Raw genomic sequence first — 16,040 nt, forward strand, 5'->3', positions numbered from 1 at the left:
GCGAGCAGGGGAGAGCCACGCTGCCTCACCATCTCATTCATCGGCGACTGCCTGCAGTCGCTCCCGAGTGCGCGCAGGACGCGCGCTGCTCTTCGGGGCCCCTATGCAGCGGTGAGGCTTGGACGACAAGGCCCGTAGGGTGGCAGGCATGGATGCCTGCCACTTTTCGCCAGGGCAGGAAGCCCTGTCGAAAAGCCCGGCCAAGCCTCACGCACTCGCAGGGCAGGATGCCCGTAGAGCGCTGCATCGGGGTGCTCTTTCTTTTGGTTACTTTTCTTTGAGCAAGCAAAGAAAAGTGACTCGGGCCCCGGCAGGGGTTCGAAAGCCCGCCGCAGGCGATCCAGGTCGCCGATGCGTACACCTTAAGACAAAAACCTAGAATTTAGAGTCGACCGTGAGACCTACCCCCGTGATTCGTGGGATGAGGGTGGTACCGAGATATGGGGCAGGTTGTCCAGCAGCGGCCTGATAAGGTCCAGCGGCAGCGGAAAGACGATGGTGGAGGATTTGCCGTTGCTGGACATGTCGGCCAGCGTTTGCAGATAGCGCAATTGCAGGGCTTGTGGTTGCTGCGACAGCATGGCGGCGGCATCGCGTAGTTTTTCGGCGGCCTGCATTTCACCTTCGGCGTGAATCACCTTGGCACGGCGCTCGCGTTCGGCTTCGGCCTGGCGGGCGATGGCGCGGACCATGGTTTCGTTGAGGTCGACATCTTTGATTTCGACATTGGTGATCTTGATGCCCCAGGGGTCGGTGGCCTCGTCGAGGATCTGCTGCAGGCTGTGGTTGATCGAATCGCGTTGGGACAAAATTTCGTCCAGCTCGTGCTGGCCCAGCACCGAGCGCAATCGCGTCTGTGCCAGTTGGCTGGTCGCTTGAAAGAAATTGGCGACCTGCAGCATCGATTTGTCTGGTTCCACCACGCGGAAATAGACCACCGCATTGACGCGTACCGACACGTTGTCACGTGAAATCACATCTTGCGGCGGCACGTCCATGACGGTGACGCGCAGGTCCACCCGCATCATGCGCTGAATGATCGGGATCAGAAGCACCAGGCCGGGGCCTTTGGTGCCGGTATAGCGGCCCAGGGTCAACACGACGCCACGCTGATATTCCGGCAACACCTTGATCGACAAAAACAGCAACGCCATTACCGCTACCACCACGATGCCAAAGAATCCGTACATGGGAGTCTCCTTTGCGCCCTTTATGCCGGTGTTACCCAGAGCATGAGGCCCTGGCGCCGTAGCACCCGCACGCGCGCACCGGCGGGAAGCGCCGCCTCGCAATGCACACGCCAGCGCTCGCCCTGAACGTGTGCCCAGCTTTCGCCACCGGCGGTCACTGCCTGCAGCAATTGACCCGTGGCTTGCAACATCAATACATCACTGCTGAATAGCTGTGTCTGACGGCTGCGCATCACCCAGCGCAGGATCAGCGCGAGCAAGGCGATCGCGCAAAAGGCGATGCCGGCGATTACGCCGAGATTGACCGCATAGCCGGGGACGCCGGTGTTGAACAGCATGATCGAACCGATAACGAAAGAGATCACGCCGCCGATGCCGACCGCCCCCGCCGTCGGCACCAACACTTCGGTAATCAGCAGGCCGATACCCAGCACCATCAGGGCCAGCCCGGCGTAATCGACCGGCAGCAATTGCAGGGCGTATAACCCGATCAACAAGCAAATGCCGCCGACGATGCCAGGCAAGAACGCACCCGGATGAAAGGCTTCCAGAATCAGGCCATAGACACCGGCCAGCAGCAGGACATAGGCGATGGTCGGGTTGGTGATGATGGCGAGGAAACGCGTGCGCCAGTTCGGGGTGTAGTCGCGTACAGGTAGGTTGGCGAGTTTCAGCGTCAACATCTGGGTGCCTACGCGCACGTTGCGACCGTCGGCTTGGGTGAGCAGGGTAGTGGTATCGGCGGCGACAAAATCGATGACGCGTTTGTCCAGTGCCTCGGTAGCCGTCAGTGTGGCTGCTCCACGCACCGCTTGTTCGGCCCATTCGGGATTGCGTTCGCGTAGCTGCGCCAATGAGCGGATATAGGCGATGGCATCGTTAAGCACTTTGTTGGATTCGGCGTCGTTCGCCGCTTGGCCGCCGGCCGGTGCGGTTTTATCGGAGCTGGCTTTATCAGTGGATTTCGACGGTGCGGGCTGATCGCCTTGCCATGGCGAGGGCATGGGCGTGCTGCCGCCGAGCGATACCGGTGTGGCCGCGCCAAGATGGGTGGCCGGCGCCATCGCTGCGATATGGCAGGCATACAAGATATAGGCGCCGGCCGAGGCCGCGCGGGCGCCGCCCGGTGCGACATAACCAAGCACCGGCAGTTTCGCGGCGAGGATGCTGGCGATGATTTGCCGCATCGATTCAGACAGGCCGCCGGGCGTATCCAGGCGCAATACCACGGCGGTCGCACCATCGTTGCTTGCCCGTTGCATGGCGTTATCGAAGTACTCCGCCGCTGCCGGGCCAATCGGGCCATCCAGCTCGATCCGCGCGACGAAGCCCGCTGGGTGCGCGGTATTGACGGCGGTTTTTTCGGCCAGCGCACCCATGCTCAGCGCCGCGCAAATGACGCTGTATCCCAAGGTCTTCAGCCATCGTGTCATGGCCCGCGCCTCCCGGTAGTGGCGTTGCAATTATCCTCTTATCCCGACAGACGTGCTGAAATCACGGTTATGCCCTCTATCGCCGCCAGCACCGTGCATCTGCCGCCAGGCCCATGGGTTACGGTGCTTGATTGCCTGTGCGCGCATTTCACCGCGATCAGCCATGAGCAATGGCTGGACCGGATGGCGCGTGGCCGCGTGCTCGGCGCCGACGGTGCGCCGCTTGGGCCGTTGACGCCGTATCGGGTAGGCATGCGCGTGCAGTACTACCGTGAAGTAGCGGATGAGATACCGATACCGTTTCGCGAAAGCGTGCTGTATATCGACCAGCATCTGCTGGTAGCGGACAAGCCGCACTTTCTGCCGGTGACGCCGGCGGGCGGTTTCGTCGAGGAGACCTTGCTGACCCGATTGATCCGCCAGTTCGACAACCCGCAGCTAGTGCCGCTGCATCGTATTGATCGGGTTACCGCGGGCCTGGTGCTGTTCTCGGCCGATCCGGCGAGTCGGTCGGCGTATCAGGCGCTGTTTCGCGAGCGCCGCATCGTCAAGCAGTATCAGGCGTTGGCATCGGCGTTGCCGCGGCAATCGTTTCCGTTGATCCGCCAATCGCGCATCGTCGCGGGCGAGCCATTTTTTCGCATGCGAGAGGCCGATGGTGAAGCGAACAGCGAGACACTGATCGATGTCATCGAACGTGGCGAGCACTATTGGCGTTACGCTTTGCAGCCGGTGACGGGTAAAAAGCACCAGCTACGTGTGCATATGGCGGCGATCGGCGCACCTATCCTCAATGACACTTTCTATCCCACGCTGGCCGAGCAGGCCGACGACGATTACTGCCGGCCACTGCAATTGCTGGCGCAGGCCTTGAGTTTTGTCGATCCCTTGAGTGGCGAGCAACGACATTTCGAGAGCCGGCTCAGGCTGGCGTAGCTGGTATCAGGGCAACGGCATTGCTGGCGCATAGTGACCACTCAGCGAGGCGCCGTTGCGGCAGAAATACATCAAGCTGAAGCGGTCGTCTTCTTGTTCGCTCAATACGTCAACGCCACGGTCGTCGGCTTTGCGCACGGTCAGAGTGGCGTGGGGTCGCCAGTTTTCCAGTGATAGTTGCAGCAGGCCGTCGCGCAGTTCCCCATGGCCGGAGAATGAGCAGGCGTGTGCGCTGCCGTGACTGTCGATGTTCAGCCAGTAAACATCGCCATCGAGGCTAATGTTCAGCCGTTCGGTGCCGTTGCGATAGGAGCCGACAAAGCCGACCGGATCGGCCATGGGTGCGGGGACGTGCTGCCGGTCGCTTAGCGCTATCGGTAGCAACAGCAGCACCCACAGGGCGAGTATTCGGGCCATGGGTAAACGTTAACTCATGTATAGCCGAGCAGCCATGCCGTGGGATGCGTAAAATGACCGGGTTTTCCCAGTTAAAGGCCAGCGCGTGACTGCTGCCGTTTTCTCCGCTGCCGCTAATGACGTGGCACTGGATGCCTTGTTTGTTCCGTTTACGACCGGCGTGCTGAGCATGCCGGCCGACCGACGCGTGTTGTTTCTGCGCGCGCGCGATGGTTTTCGCCTGCGCGAGATGGCGCAGCCAGGCTGGTTATGCCAGCAGAGCTTTAAACCGTTCGCCGATGCGTTGATCCGTGCCGGTTTGCACGTTAGTACGGGCGATTCGGATGAAAACGAGCGCTACCCGCTGGTCTTGATATTGCCGCCGCGGCAGCGTGACGAGGCGCGTGCGTTATTCGCGCGGGCGGTACAACAGACCGCGCCTGGCGGTGTGGTGCTGGCGAGCATGCCCAATACCGAAGGTGCGAAATCGGGCGAGGCGGATTTGACCCGGCTGGCCGGCGCGGTCGGCCATTTGTCCAAGCACAAATGCCGGGTGTTTTGGACGCAGCCGTTGCAAGGTGCGGCCGATCCATCGCTGCTGGACGAATGGCTTGCCTTGGATGTGCCGCGACAGAACGCGGCAGGCTATGTCAGCCGACCCGGTCTGTTCGCATGGGATCGGGTGGATACGGCATCGGCCTTGCTCGCCGCGCATTTGCCCGCGACGTTGAGTGGGCGCGTCGCCGACCTGGGGGCGGGCTATGGCTATCTGTCGGCGCAGGTACTAGCCCGTTGCCCGCAAGTCAGTTCGATCGACCTGTACGAGGCCGAAGCACGCGCTTTGGCGCCGGCGCGGATCAATCTGGCGAACGCGGTGCGTGAGCGCGGCAACGATGCGAGCTTTGCCTTGCACTGGCACGATGTCGCCAGCGGCGGGTTACCGCAGCACTACGACGCTATCGTCAGCAATCCGCCGTTTCATCAAGGGCGTGCCGATCTACCCGATCTGGGGCGTGCGTTTATTCACGCCGCCGCCGATGCTTTACAGCCGGGCGGTAGCTTCTGGCTGGTAGCGAACCGGCACCTGCCATACGAAGCGACGCTGTCCGCGCGTTTTTCCGCAGTACATACCGTAGCAATACAAGAAGGTTTCAAAGTGATTCAAGCAAGTGGGGTGCGCGTATGAAGTTGGTCAAGCTGATTGCCAATCTTGGCTATGGCAGCCGTAAAGACGTCTCGTCGATGTTTCGCGAAGGCCGTATCACCGACCCGGACGGCGAGGTCTTGTACGCGGACGACAAAGTGGCGCATGAGCACATTCGTGTTGACGACGAGCCGCTCGATCCGCCGATCGGCTTGACCTTGATGATGAACAAGCCGCTGGGGGTTACTTGTTCGCGCAAAGATGCCGGGCGGGTGGTGTACGACTTGCTGCCGCTGCGCTACCGCATGCGCGATCCGGTGTTATCCAGCGTAGGCCGTCTTGACCGCGAGACTTCGGGTTTGCTGCTGTTTACCGACGATGGCGCGCTCTTGCATCGAATCATTTCGCCGCGCGCGCAAGTGAGCAAGGTGTATGAGGCGACGCTGGCGCAAGACCTGCGTGGCGACGAGGCCGCGCTATTCGCCAGTGGCAGCATGATGCTGGAATCAGAGAAGGAGCCGTTGGCACCCGCGCAATTACAGGTGCTGGAGCCTCGACGGGCCAGGTTGACGATGATCGAGGGGCGCTATCACCAGGTACGCCGCATGTTTGCCGCCGTAGGCAATCACGTGGAAACCCTGCATCGGGTTTCAGTGGGCGGCCTCACGCTCGGCGATCTGCCGCTCGGTGAGTGGCGAGCGCTGGATGCCAACGATGTAGCGCTGCTTTTTGCTGCTGCACCTGCTGATTAAGCAGGCGCAGCTTCAGCGCATTCGCCATCGCTTCGATCAGATCAATACGACGGGTGTCGGAATGGAGTAATGATTGCGCCATTCCAGTCGAGCGTCGCGGCAGCCAGGGCTGCCCATGGCGAATTTTCGGCAGATGGTGGGACGCTCTTCGTAGATGCTGCAGCAAAGTTTGTCGGGATCCACGGCAAGGCACCAGCCCTCCTCGTTTTTAGCGAGAGTTTCCATGCCGCGTTCATCGCGATGGATCAGCCATTCCGGCACGTGATCGTCGGGCAATAAGACGACAGTGAGGCGGCAGCAGACAGCTTCACACGAGGTGCATTGCACGCTCGGATCTACGCTTTCTGCGTAGGGGTCAGGGATATTGTTCACTCGTCAGTATGACGGCAATCACTCAGGCGAGCATGAACGGGCCTGCCGGCTAGCCCTCAATCGTTGCGCCACAAGGCCTGCCAGCCCTCCGGGCCAAGCCGTTTCAAGGTGTCGGCATTGCGACGAAAGATCTCATCGGTATCGGTCATCGCATCCATCGCGCGCTCGACGCTGGACTCTCGCAGCAGGTGCAAAGTGGGGTAGGGCGAGCGGTTGCTGAAGTTTTCGATATCGTCGATGGCGCTGTCGGCGAATTGGTACTGGGGATGAAAGCTAGCGACTTGCAATTCGCCTTCCAGCCCCAGCGTTTCCACGGCAGCGTCGGCGACGTCGAGAAAGTCGTTGTAGTCGAGAAAATCGCCAAGCGCGAATGGATGGATCAGCAAGGTAGTTTCGCAATCGCCGGCATCGGCAGCAGCAAGGCTTTGCAGCTCGCCGCAGAGATCGTCGAGCAGGGTATCGGCATCACGCGCATGACTTACCGCGAAACGGATCTTTTGCTGGACCAGCGGTGCTCGCGCGAAGGGGCACAGATTCAAGCCGACTACGGCGCGCTCGACCCAGCGGCGGGTGGCTTCGATATACGGCAGGTCGTCTGCTTGTATGCCGGCGGTGATGAAGGGGCTGGCTGAGTGGAGTTGGGTCATGCGGTTTAATCGGGGATGGGGGAGTGTGACTATAGCGGTTGGGGTGTTGAGTCATCGCGGGCTGGTTCGCCTGCGGCGGGCTTTCGGGCCCCTGCCGGGGTCCGAGTCACTTTCTCTTGCTGGTGTAACCAACGGAGAAGGCCATCCTGGTGAATCGCCCTGCGGGCCTGATCGTTCGACCCTCACCGACGCAGTCAAAAGCGCGAGCGTTATACCCCTCCCCCTGCTTGCAGGGGGAGGCTGGGAGGGGGTTCAATCTTGCCGCAAGATTGAACCCCCTCCCAATCCTCCCTGCGACCGAAGGGAGTCCCTTTTTCGGAACTAGCAAGGGAAGGGAGTTGTAATGAGTCCGCTCCAGCTTGGTCGGTGCTGATCCAGCCCCATATCGATGGCGTCATCTACAGGTCAGGTCGCATGCACGCACTACGTTTCGACAATGCCTTTATCCGCGAGCTGCCTGGGGATGCGGAGCAGGGGGCGCGAGTGCGGCAAGTGGAGGGGGCGCTGTATTCGTTGGCGGAGCCGACTCCGGTGGCGGCTCCGCGGGTGTTGGCTTATTCGGCTGAGATGGCCGGGATACTTGGGTTTGACGCTGCGGATATCGCCAGTGCGGAGTTTGCGCAGGCGTTCGGCGGCAATGCCTTGCTCGCGGGCATGCAGCCATATGCGGCGAACTACGGCGGGCATCAGTTTGGTGTTTGGGCCGGGCAATTGGGCGACGGTCGGGCGATGTCGCTGGGTGAAGTGGTCAATCAGGCTGGCGAGCGCTGGGAGTTGCAGCTCAAAGGTGCCGGGCCCACACCCTACTCACGCGGAGCGGACGGGCGTGCGGTGTTGCGTTCGTCGGTACGTGAATTTCTGTGCAGTGAGGCGATGCATCACCTTGGTGTGCCAACGACGCGTGCACTGAGTCTGGTAGCTACCGGCGACACGGTGGTGCGCGACATGTTTTACGACGGCCATCCGCGCGATGAGCAGGGCGCTATTGTGTGTCGCGTAGCGCCATCGTTTATCCGCTTCGGAAATTTTGAGTTGCCGTCGTCGCGCAACGATGTGTTGTTGTTACGGCAACTGGTCGATTTCACGATTCGTCGCGATTTTCCCGAGCTGAAAGGTACGGGTGAGACGCTTTACGCCGAGTGGTTCGGGCAAGTATGCGAGCGAACGGCGGTGATGATCGCGCATTGGATGCGAGTGGGGTTTGTACATGGCGTGATGAACACCGACAACATGTCGATTCTTGGGCTCACTATCGACTACGGCCCTTATGGCTGGGTGGATAACTTCGATGTGGATTGGACGCCCAACACCACCGATGCCAGTCGCCGCCGTTATCGCTTTGGTCAGCAACCGAATGTGGCATGGTGGAATTTGAGCCGGCTGGCCGGAGCCTTGGCGCCGTTGTTCGCCACCGTTGAACCGCTGCAGGCAGGGCTGGATCGTTATGCGGCGGTCTATGCGGCGGCGAATCGGATGACTATCGCCGCCAAACTCGGTCTGGCCGAATGTCGCGATGACGACGAGGCCTTGATACAAACGCTGCACGAGTTGTTGCAGCAAGCCGAGGTCGATATGACTTTGTTCTTTCGTGAATTGAGCGAGGTCGATCCACGCGCACCATCGTTGGTGCCGTTGCAGGAGGCGTTTTACGACGACGCGAAACGGCGCGAAGCCGAGCCGGCTTTTCTTACGTGGTTGGCGCAATACGCGGCACGTCTGGCGGACGATCCGCTATCGGCCGAACAGCGCCGTGCACGCATGCACGCGGCCAATCCGCGTTACGTGCTGCGCAATTATCTTGCGCAGCAGGCGATCGATCGTGCCGAGCAAGGCGATGTGCAAGGCATCAACGAATTGCTCGATGTACTGCGGCGCCCCTATGACGATCAGTCTGGGCGTGAGCACTATGCGCAGAAGCGGCCGGATTGGGCACGGCATAAAGCAGGCTGTTCGATGTTGTCCTGCAGTTCGTGACACGCTAGGGCCAAAAGACGAGGGATTAGGCCATGCTTGCAAAGCTTGCCGGGATGCGATCCATCACTCAGGTCTGCTTGTTTGGTCTAGGGGCGTTGTGGACTTTGCCCAATACTTTGATCGGCCTGCTGGTGGGCTTGTTCGGGCTCGCCTTTGGCGCGCGGATGAGCTGGCGCGAGGCAGAGCTGGCGGTAGTGTTTCGTTGTTGGCCCTGGGGCGCGGGCGGTGCGTTGACCTTGGGCAATGTCATTGTGCACACGGGTGACGACCTGGATGTGCGTTGCCTAACTTACGCGCATCGTGCGGGCTTGTGCACCGAGGCATCGGTGAGCCTGGCCGATCACGAACGCGCACATGTTTACCAATACATGGTGCTCGGACCGCTGTTCTTACCGTTGTACCTGCTATGCGGCGGTATCAGTGTGCGCAATCGGTTTGAGCGTGCCGCCGATCGTTATGCGCAATCGCGGCATGGCTGGTGGCCTTGGCCGTGAGTTGCCTGCACCCATCGGCCTAGTTGCCGCTTGTCGGCGCGGGCCGCGTTTGCGCGCCGGGAGGTAGCCGGTTGCCTGGGTTGGGGCGATTACCCTGGCCCGGCGGGCGGCCACCGTTGCCTGGATCCGGCGGCGGTCGATTGCCTTGTCCGGGAGGTGGGCGATTGCCCTGGCCTGGCCGATTGCCTGGATGGGGTGGACGAATTCCAGGTCTCGGTGGGCGTTGATGGCCCCATCCGGGATGCGGTCGCGGTGGTGGCCGGATCGGACGCGGCGGGCGAGGCCGGATCGGCCGGTGATACCAATAGTCGCGCTGGCGGTAGAACGGGCGGTTGCTGTAGTAGTTGCCCCAATACGTGCCGATGACAAAACTGACGACAGGCAGGCCGATGCGGCTGCCGTATTGCTCCACAATCACCGGCTGGCTTTGATACACGTATTGAATGTAATTGGCGGAGACCCAGCCGCGATCGCCGCCGACGATCACATCGCACCATTCGTAGTGTTCTGTGCAGCCCTGAATATTGATGCGGGTACCGGCAGGAAGTACGCCGATGTGCGGGTATTCGATATGCGGGCCGGCACGTAGATTCACATTGCCGGTGACGACACCTTCTTCAGCTTGGGCGAGTGCGGGTAGCGCGAACGCGAGCGATAACCAGGCCAGCCATACAAGACGTTTCATCGACGGTGCCTTTCAAAGGAGAGTCCAGCTATCAACGGTCTTATGGGTATTGCGGAGCGCTGGTGTTGCGGAGCGGCGGCTCACTTTGATCTTGTTGTCATCGGCCTGCAAGCGGGTTTTAGAGATCTGTTTACCGGCCCGCGACGCGGGCTTGTTAGACGACGAGTTGCTCCAATTGTCCTTGCACTTCATTGATCGACACGCGAATGCGCGCACTGAATATCGAGTCTTCGTGGTGAATCAGCACTAGTCGCTCGGTGGCGCGAGTCATGGCGACATAGAGCAGGCGGGCTTCATCGACTTCATCCTTGCCAGGCTTGGGCAAAGAGCCGAGACCGGGAATAATCACCAGGGGAAACTCCAGGCCTTTGCTGGAGTGCATGGTGACCAATTTGACGGTGTCTTCGACGACGAACAGGGAGCTTTTGCCGTTGCTGTCGGCGAGGCGGCTGGGGATTTCGGCGCGCTTGAGGGCTTCGTGCAGTTTCTCGCCTTCCCAGCCATTGCGGTAAATCACCGCCATGTCGGAGAACGGGCGGCCATCGGCATGTTCGTGGCGCAGCCGGTCGATGATGGCCGGCAATTGATCGGCGGCCCGTTCAACGCGAATCAGCTCGGGCAAGGCGCCGCGGCGGCCCGCGCTTTCAGGTGCGATCAACGGTACGCCGTCGTCTTCATCGCTGCGTTCACGCAACAGCTCGTTGGCAAATCCGCGCGCGACGGCGAGGATCTCCAGGGTGTTGCGATAGTTGAGTTTGAGAATGGTGGTACGGCCTTGCGCCTGCACGCCGAGGCTTTTCCAACTGATCTGGCGACGGCCGGGTTTGCCGTAGATGTTCTGTGCATCGTCGTACAACACCAGTAATGAATTGGTGTTCGGATCGATCATCTGCACGATGAGTTTGTACCAGTCGGGCTCGAAATCGTGGCCTTCGTCGATGAGCACGGCGCCGTATTGGAAGCGCGGAATCTGGCCGCTGTCGACACCTTTTATCACCGCCGGCGGCAGGTCATCGGAGAAATTGTCGCCATCGGGCGGCAAGGGGACGTGGTACGCCGTCAGCATTTTCCGGCACCACTTATGAAAGTTGTATACCTGCACCTTGTCGCTGAGTCCGCGCTCGCCCATCAACTGATCGAGTCGGGCCGCCAGGGTCTTGTTGTAGCAGAGCACCAGAATCGGCTTGGATAGCGCGCGCGCCAGTTGCATGGCGCGAAACCCGAGGATCATCGTCTTGCCGGAGCCGGCAACACCGTGAATGATCCGGTGCTCGTCGCCCAATGAGCGCGCAAGCAGCTCTTGCTGCGCGTCCATCACTTTAATCAGGTCGGGGATTTCCAGCGCGCGCGCGTCGCTGGTGTGGGTGCTGGCGAACAAGCCGAATTGGCCGTCGCCCGGCTCCACCCGAATCTCGGGAAACAAATGCCAGCGAACGCGATCGATCTGCGGCAGCGTCAGTGTGGTGGGGAACACCTGCGGAAACATCGCCCACAGCCGCTCTTGAAAAGCCTCCGCTTCGACCGCCTCGTATATCTCGTCCTGGCAGATCACCAGGTGGGCAGGAATCACCGCTTCCAGTTCGGCGGCCAGGAATTGTTTGCGGCTGATATTGCTCAGCACCACGCCATAGCCCCACGGCATTAATAATTTGCCGGCGTAATGGTGGCCTGCCGGATAGCGCAGCGCAGGGTCGCGTTGCAGCACTTTGTAGATCTCGGTCGCGTAATCGCGCGCCTGCATCAGCGGGTTGTGCTCCTTCACGCTGCTGTTGGCGCTCAACAGGGTGAATTGCGTGGGATCGGCCTGCTGAATGGTTTCCGGTTTCCAGTCCTTGACCTCCAGCACCAGCAAGCCGCGGCGTGGATGGAATACGACGAAATCCGGGCGGCGTTGCTTTAGCCCAATCGGTACGTCGTACCAGAGCAGGTAATCGTCTTCGAGTTTCTGTTCGAGCCGCTCGGAAACACGCTTCTCGCCGCTCATCATGCGCGGCAGGCAACTGTTGCGGCTGGGAATGAGCTTGGCCATCCTGGAACCTGTGTGGTGGTCTCCAGCCGATGACGTTAGCTGAACGTTGCAAGCTGTCAATCCTTGGTGCCCGCGCTGAACAGGTCAGAGCGTCGCTAGCCCCAATGCAACAAGATTTTCGGTGATACATCGACGCGAACACAGGCCCGGCTCGCAATGCCGTCATTGAGCGCGGCACGAAACGCCGGCGCGAGCGAGCGCAGTGCGCGCGCGGCCAAGCGCGATTGGGCCTGCTGCATCGGTGTGCGGCGCAGCATGGTGGCGGCCCACGGTGGCAGCAGGGCGGCACCGGCATGCAAGAACACATCGCGAGTCAGGCCGGCGGCAGGTACCGGCAGCCGCACTTTCGATAACACCTGCAGCACGATGCGCGACCGCTCGCTGTACTCCAGTTCGGGCTGTACCCGATGTAGATAGGCACTGACTTCGGCCTCCGAGCGTGGCACGTTTCGCGCACCCAGCGCCTCGGCGATACGGCGCACTTCGTCGTAGTAACCATCGGCGGCATGGGCGGGCAGCAGGCTGGGACTGTATAGGCGATACCCCTGCAGAAAACTGTAGGCCTCAGTGACATGAACCCAGGTCAATAGATCCGGGTCGTCGGCTGCGTATGGCCGCCCATCTTCCGCCTGGCCGCGTACTTGAGTGTGGATCTGCCGAACCCGTTCAATCAGTGCCTCGGCCTGCTCGCGCGGTGCATAAGCGGTGCCGCCGACAAAGGCGGTGGTGCGGCGCAGGCGACCGAGCAGGTCGCCGCGGAAATTCGAGTGATCCCATACGCCGGCCAGCGCCAGCGGATGCAAGGTTTGCAACATCAACGCGGCCAAGCCGCCCGCCAGCATGCCGGGGAAGTCCGAGTACACCCGCCAAACGGCGCTGTCGGGTCCAAACAGGCCGGGGTCACCGTGCGGATGGTCGTAATCGATGGGGCTGCTGCTTTGACGCGGGAAGGCGCTCAATACCCAGCGACGAATCGGCTCACGGGCCGGGCGGGTGAGTAATTGCCAGGGAGAGGACATGGCGTAAGTTTATCTGAGAGCATCCCTATAGTTTGCGCTCCCGGCAGATTGTGTTATCACTAGCAGCCATGACGCTCACCCCCGCCAACCTGTATTTCTGGTTTTATACCTATCCGCAGCCACAGGCGGAGGTACGGGCGCGATCGTCGTAAAGACACTTAAGATCAACACCCCGAAAGCCGCCAGCCTTCCACTGGCGGCTTTTTTCATGGCAGCCACTGGACCCCACCCAAGGAGCCCGACGTGACTTGCCATACCGATGACCTGCGCATACGTGCGATTACCAAACTCAGTACACCCGCCGAAGTGATGCGCGATGGCGCAATCAGCGAACGTGTCGCCACCACCGTAGCTGCCTCGCGCGAGGCCTTGCACCGAATCATCAGCGGTACCGACGATCGCCTCATCGTAGTGATTGGCCCTTGCTCGATCCACGATACCCACGCCGCGCTCGACTACGCCAAACGACTGCTGGCGCAGCGCGAGCGCTTTGGCGATGCGCTGGAGATCGTGATGCGGGTGTATTTCGAGAAGCCGCGCACCACGGTGGGCTGGAAGGGGCTTATCAATGACCCTGATCTGGACGGTAGCTTCCAGATCGACAAAGGGCTGCGCATGGCGCGCGGCCTGTTGCGTGACATCAATGAGCTTGGCTTGCCGGCCGGTTGCGAATTTCTCGACATGATTACCCCGCAATACATTGCCGATTTGGTCGCTTGGGGCGCGATTGGCGCGCGCACGACTGAAAGCCAGGTGCATCGCGAGCTGGCCTCGGGGCTGTCCTGCCCGGTCGGCTTCAAGAACGGTACCGACGGCAATGTGAAGATCGCGGTGGATGCGGTGCAGGCGGCCTCGCAGCCGCACCATTTCATGGCGGTGACCAAAGACGGCCAAGCCGCCATCGCGGCGACGACGGGCAACGAGGACTGCCACCTGATTCTGCGTGGCGGTATGTCGCCCAATTACGATGCGGCCAGTGTTGCGGCGGCCTGCGCGGCCATTGGCAAGGCGGGGTTGCCGCAGCGGGTCATGATCGATGCCAGTCATGCCAATAGCGGCAAACAAGCCGAAAACCAAACCAAGGTCATCGATGACATCGCCGCGCAGCTCGAAGCTGGCGAGCAGCGCATCATCGGCGTCATGGTGGAAAGCCATCTGATCGGCGGCCGGCAAGATCTTGAGGCAGGCCGCGAGCCGGTCTACGGCCAGAGCATTACCGATGGCTGCCTCGGCTGGGAGCCGTCGGTGCAGGTGCTGGAGCGCCTGGCCAAGGCGGTACGCGAGCGACGGCCACTCCATGCGTTGGCGGCGAATGGCTGACGCATCCCTGGACTGTGACCTATGCTGTGCGCCCACCATCTATCGTCGAGCCGCCGTATGTCGATCGAGAACATTCCGTCCAAGGGCATTCCGTCCAAAGGCACGCCATTCACTATCAGCCACGACCTTAGCGAGCATCGTTTCGAAGTCGAGGTGGATGGGGTGTCGTGCATTCTTGATTACACCTTGGCCGGCAACGTCATGACGATAACCCACACTGTGGTGCCGCCCGCTGTAGGCGGTCGGGGGATTGCTTCGGAGCTGGTCCGCAACGCCATGGACGTTGCACGGGCAGAGCATTGGAAGGTGATTCCGGCTTGCTCCTACTCCGCCACGTGGGTACAGCGTCACCCTGACTATGCGGATCTGCTTGCATGAGTGATGCACCGAACCCGCTTGGCCCCGCGACAACGCGCAAGCGGCGCTGGCGCCCGCTGCATGCCTTAAGGGCACGGCCGCGATTCACCTTGTCCGGCGGCATCTTCGTTGTTGCCAGCGGCTTGTTGATGTGGCTCGGATTGCGCCCGTCGCTGGCCTGGCTATTGGGTTTCGATCTGGCTGCCGTGGTTTTTCTAAGCATGATCGCCTGGCTGTTCACCAAGGCCACGCCGGAAAAAATCGGCAGCCAGGCGCGCGTGCAAGATGCCGGGCGATGGGGTGTTTTGTGGAGCAGCGTGGCGTTTACGGTCGTGGTATTGGTGGCATTAGGCACCGAGCTGCACGCGGTCAAAGGCGGTGGCGTGCAGCCGATCGTGCTGGCCGTGGTCAGTATTGTGCTGTCCTGGTTGTTTATGAACACCATGTTCGCCATGCACTACGCGCACGGGTACTACGGCGAATTCGGCAAGCAACACGAGGGGCTGCAATTTCCCGAAACGCCGCGGCCGGACTATTGGGATTTCGCCTATTTCGCGATCGTGATCGGCATGACCTTTCAGGTCTCCGACGTGCAGATCACCAGTCGTTATCTGCGCCGTGTCGCTTTGTTGCACGGCGTGATCGCGTTCTTCTTCAATGTATTCATCATCGCGTTGAGCGTGAATATCGTGGCCGGGCAGGCTTGAGCGATTTCCTCCCCAACAGGGAGAGGAAATAGGGGGCTTAGTCGCGGAAGTTGTCGAACTGCAGCGGTAATTCGACGTCGGCCTTGCGCAGCGTAGCCATCGCCAACTGCAGATCGTCGCGCTTCTTGCCCGTGATGCGCAGTTTGTCGCCGTTGATTTGCGCCTCGACCTTGAGCTTGGCTTCTTTCAGCGAGGCGACCAATTTCTTGGCAACCGGCTGTTCGATGCCTTGCTTCACGGTGATTTTCTGGCGGGCGCCACCGAGGTTTACTTCAGGGTCGGCAATATCCAGCGCGCGGATGTCGATTTTTCGCGCAACCAGCCGACCGCGCAGGATGTCCAGCATCTGCTGGAGCTGGAATTCGCTCGGCGCGACCTGGGTAATCGTGAAGGTATCGAGCTCGAACGTGGCATCCGATCCCTTGAAGTCAAAACGGGTGGACAGCTCGCGATTGGCCTGATCGACCGCATTGGTCAGCTCGTGCTTATCGACTTCGGAGACTACGTCAAAGGAGGGCATGGCAAAGACTCAGGTGGCGTGCGAGACGGAAAGTGTAAGCGATGCGGTGATAATGCACCGCTTGG

Annotated in this window: 17 protein-coding genes; 8 read left to right on the forward strand and 9 right to left on the reverse strand. The window is 60.9% G+C overall.

Annotated features, from left to right (window positions below; translation table 11 throughout):
* Positions 1 to 401: 401 nt before the first annotated feature.
* The gene (locus DVJ77_RS11610; protein WP_114845656.1) at positions 402 to 1,190 is read right to left on the reverse strand and encodes a slipin family protein; all 789 of its coding nucleotides are present in this window, start codon (positions 1,188 to 1,190) and stop codon (positions 402 to 404) included.
* A gap of 20 nt (positions 1,191 to 1,210) precedes the next feature.
* Positions 1,211 to 2,623: an NfeD family protein gene (locus tag DVJ77_RS11615; RefSeq protein WP_318530917.1), complete on the reverse strand. Its 1,413-nt coding sequence runs from the start codon at positions 2,621 to 2,623 to the stop codon at positions 1,211 to 1,213.
* Between the two features lie 69 nt (positions 2,624 to 2,692).
* Between DVJ77_RS11615 and DVJ77_RS11620 the strand changes: the two genes are divergently transcribed.
* Positions 2,693 to 3,559 (forward strand): RluA family pseudouridine synthase, encoded by an 867-nt coding sequence (locus DVJ77_RS11620; protein WP_114845657.1) that lies wholly within the window; start codon positions 2,693 to 2,695, stop codon positions 3,557 to 3,559.
* Between the two features lie 6 nt (positions 3,560 to 3,565).
* On the opposite strand, the gene DVJ77_RS11625 is transcribed toward DVJ77_RS11620, so the two are convergent.
* Positions 3,566 to 3,976 carry a hypothetical protein gene (locus tag DVJ77_RS11625; RefSeq protein ID WP_114845658.1) on the reverse strand — a complete coding sequence of 137 codons (411 nt, stop codon included), beginning with the start codon at positions 3,974 to 3,976 and terminating at the stop codon, positions 3,566 to 3,568.
* Positions 3,977 to 4,061: 85 nt separating this feature from the next.
* Between DVJ77_RS11625 and DVJ77_RS11630 the strand changes: the two genes are divergently transcribed.
* A complete protein-coding gene (locus tag DVJ77_RS11630; RefSeq protein ID WP_114845659.1) occupies positions 4,062 to 5,141 on the forward strand; it encodes a class I SAM-dependent methyltransferase in 1,080 nt (359 codons plus the stop codon).
* Entirely contained in the window at positions 5,138 to 5,851 is a 714-nt protein-coding gene (locus DVJ77_RS11635; protein ID WP_114845660.1) for a pseudouridine synthase, read from the forward strand. The genes DVJ77_RS11630 and DVJ77_RS11635 overlap by 4 nt, the downstream gene beginning before the upstream one ends.
* Positions 5,852 to 5,887: 36 nt before the next feature.
* Here the strand turns inward: DVJ77_RS11635 and DVJ77_RS11640 are convergent, their stop codons facing one another.
* Both DVJ77_RS11640 and DVJ77_RS11645 read right to left on the reverse strand, forming a co-directional pair.
* On the reverse strand, positions 5,888 to 6,223 hold the full coding sequence (locus DVJ77_RS11640; protein ID WP_114845661.1) for a YkgJ family cysteine cluster protein: 336 nt from the start codon (positions 6,221 to 6,223) through the stop codon (positions 5,888 to 5,890).
* A gap of 56 nt (positions 6,224 to 6,279) precedes the next feature.
* Positions 6,280 to 6,870 (reverse strand): DUF1415 domain-containing protein, encoded by a 591-nt coding sequence (locus tag DVJ77_RS11645; protein ID WP_114845662.1) that lies wholly within the window; start codon positions 6,868 to 6,870, stop codon positions 6,280 to 6,282.
* A gap of 414 nt (positions 6,871 to 7,284) precedes the next feature.
* Here DVJ77_RS11645 and DVJ77_RS11650 point away from each other — a divergent pair, with 414 nt between their 5' ends.
* Both DVJ77_RS11650 and DVJ77_RS11655 read left to right on the forward strand, forming a co-directional pair.
* Entirely contained in the window at positions 7,285 to 8,844 is a 1,560-nt protein-coding gene (locus tag DVJ77_RS11650) for a protein adenylyltransferase SelO (RefSeq protein ID WP_114845663.1), read from the forward strand.
* Positions 8,845 to 8,876: 32 nt separating this feature from the next.
* Positions 8,877 to 9,338: a hypothetical protein gene (locus tag DVJ77_RS11655; protein ID WP_225427959.1), complete on the forward strand. Its 462-nt coding sequence runs from the start codon at positions 8,877 to 8,879 to the stop codon at positions 9,336 to 9,338.
* Positions 9,339 to 9,357: 19 nt separating this feature from the next.
* Here DVJ77_RS11655 and DVJ77_RS11660 read toward each other — a convergent pair whose 3' ends face one another.
* The 3 genes from DVJ77_RS11660 to DVJ77_RS11670 all read right to left on the reverse strand — a co-directional run bounded on the left by DVJ77_RS11660 (position 9,358) and on the right by DVJ77_RS11670 (position 13,071).
* Positions 9,358 to 10,023: an SH3 domain-containing protein gene (locus DVJ77_RS11660; RefSeq protein ID WP_114845664.1), complete on the reverse strand. Its 666-nt coding sequence runs from the start codon at positions 10,021 to 10,023 to the stop codon at positions 9,358 to 9,360.
* Positions 10,024 to 10,177: 154 nt separating this feature from the next.
* Positions 10,178 to 12,052 (reverse strand): 3'-5' exonuclease, encoded by a 1,875-nt coding sequence (locus DVJ77_RS11665; protein WP_114845665.1) that lies wholly within the window; start codon positions 12,050 to 12,052, stop codon positions 10,178 to 10,180.
* 95 nt (positions 12,053 to 12,147) lie between these two features.
* Complete coding sequence (locus DVJ77_RS11670) at positions 12,148 to 13,071, reverse strand: oxygenase MpaB family protein (protein ID WP_114845666.1); 924 nt, start codon at positions 13,069 to 13,071, stop codon at positions 12,148 to 12,150.
* Positions 13,072 to 13,314: 243 nt separating this feature from the next.
* Between DVJ77_RS11670 and DVJ77_RS11675 the strand changes: the two genes are divergently transcribed.
* From DVJ77_RS11675 to DVJ77_RS11685, 3 genes are read left to right on the forward strand one after another with little or no spacing between them, the layout of a single operon-like run.
* Positions 13,315 to 14,391 carry a 3-deoxy-7-phosphoheptulonate synthase gene (locus DVJ77_RS11675; protein ID WP_114845667.1) on the forward strand — a complete coding sequence of 359 codons (1,077 nt, stop codon included), beginning with the start codon at positions 13,315 to 13,317 and terminating at the stop codon, positions 14,389 to 14,391.
* Between the two features lie 57 nt (positions 14,392 to 14,448).
* Positions 14,449 to 14,769, forward strand: a complete 321-nt coding sequence (locus DVJ77_RS11680; protein WP_114845668.1) for a GNAT family N-acetyltransferase — start codon at positions 14,449 to 14,451, stop codon at positions 14,767 to 14,769.
* Positions 14,766 to 15,455 (forward strand): DUF1345 domain-containing protein, encoded by a 690-nt coding sequence (locus DVJ77_RS11685; protein WP_114845669.1) that lies wholly within the window; start codon positions 14,766 to 14,768, stop codon positions 15,453 to 15,455. Before DVJ77_RS11680 ends, DVJ77_RS11685 begins: the two co-directional genes overlap by 4 nt.
* Positions 15,456 to 15,492: 37 nt before the next feature.
* On the opposite strand, the gene DVJ77_RS11690 is transcribed toward DVJ77_RS11685, so the two are convergent.
* Positions 15,493 to 15,975 (reverse strand): YajQ family cyclic di-GMP-binding protein, encoded by a 483-nt coding sequence (locus DVJ77_RS11690; protein ID WP_114845670.1) that lies wholly within the window; start codon positions 15,973 to 15,975, stop codon positions 15,493 to 15,495.
* Between the last annotated feature and the right edge of the window lie 65 nt (positions 15,976 to 16,040).

The organism is Dyella tabacisoli (assembly GCF_003350925.1).
Lineage (GTDB): Bacteria > Pseudomonadota > Gammaproteobacteria > Xanthomonadales > Rhodanobacteraceae > Dyella_C > Dyella_C tabacisoli.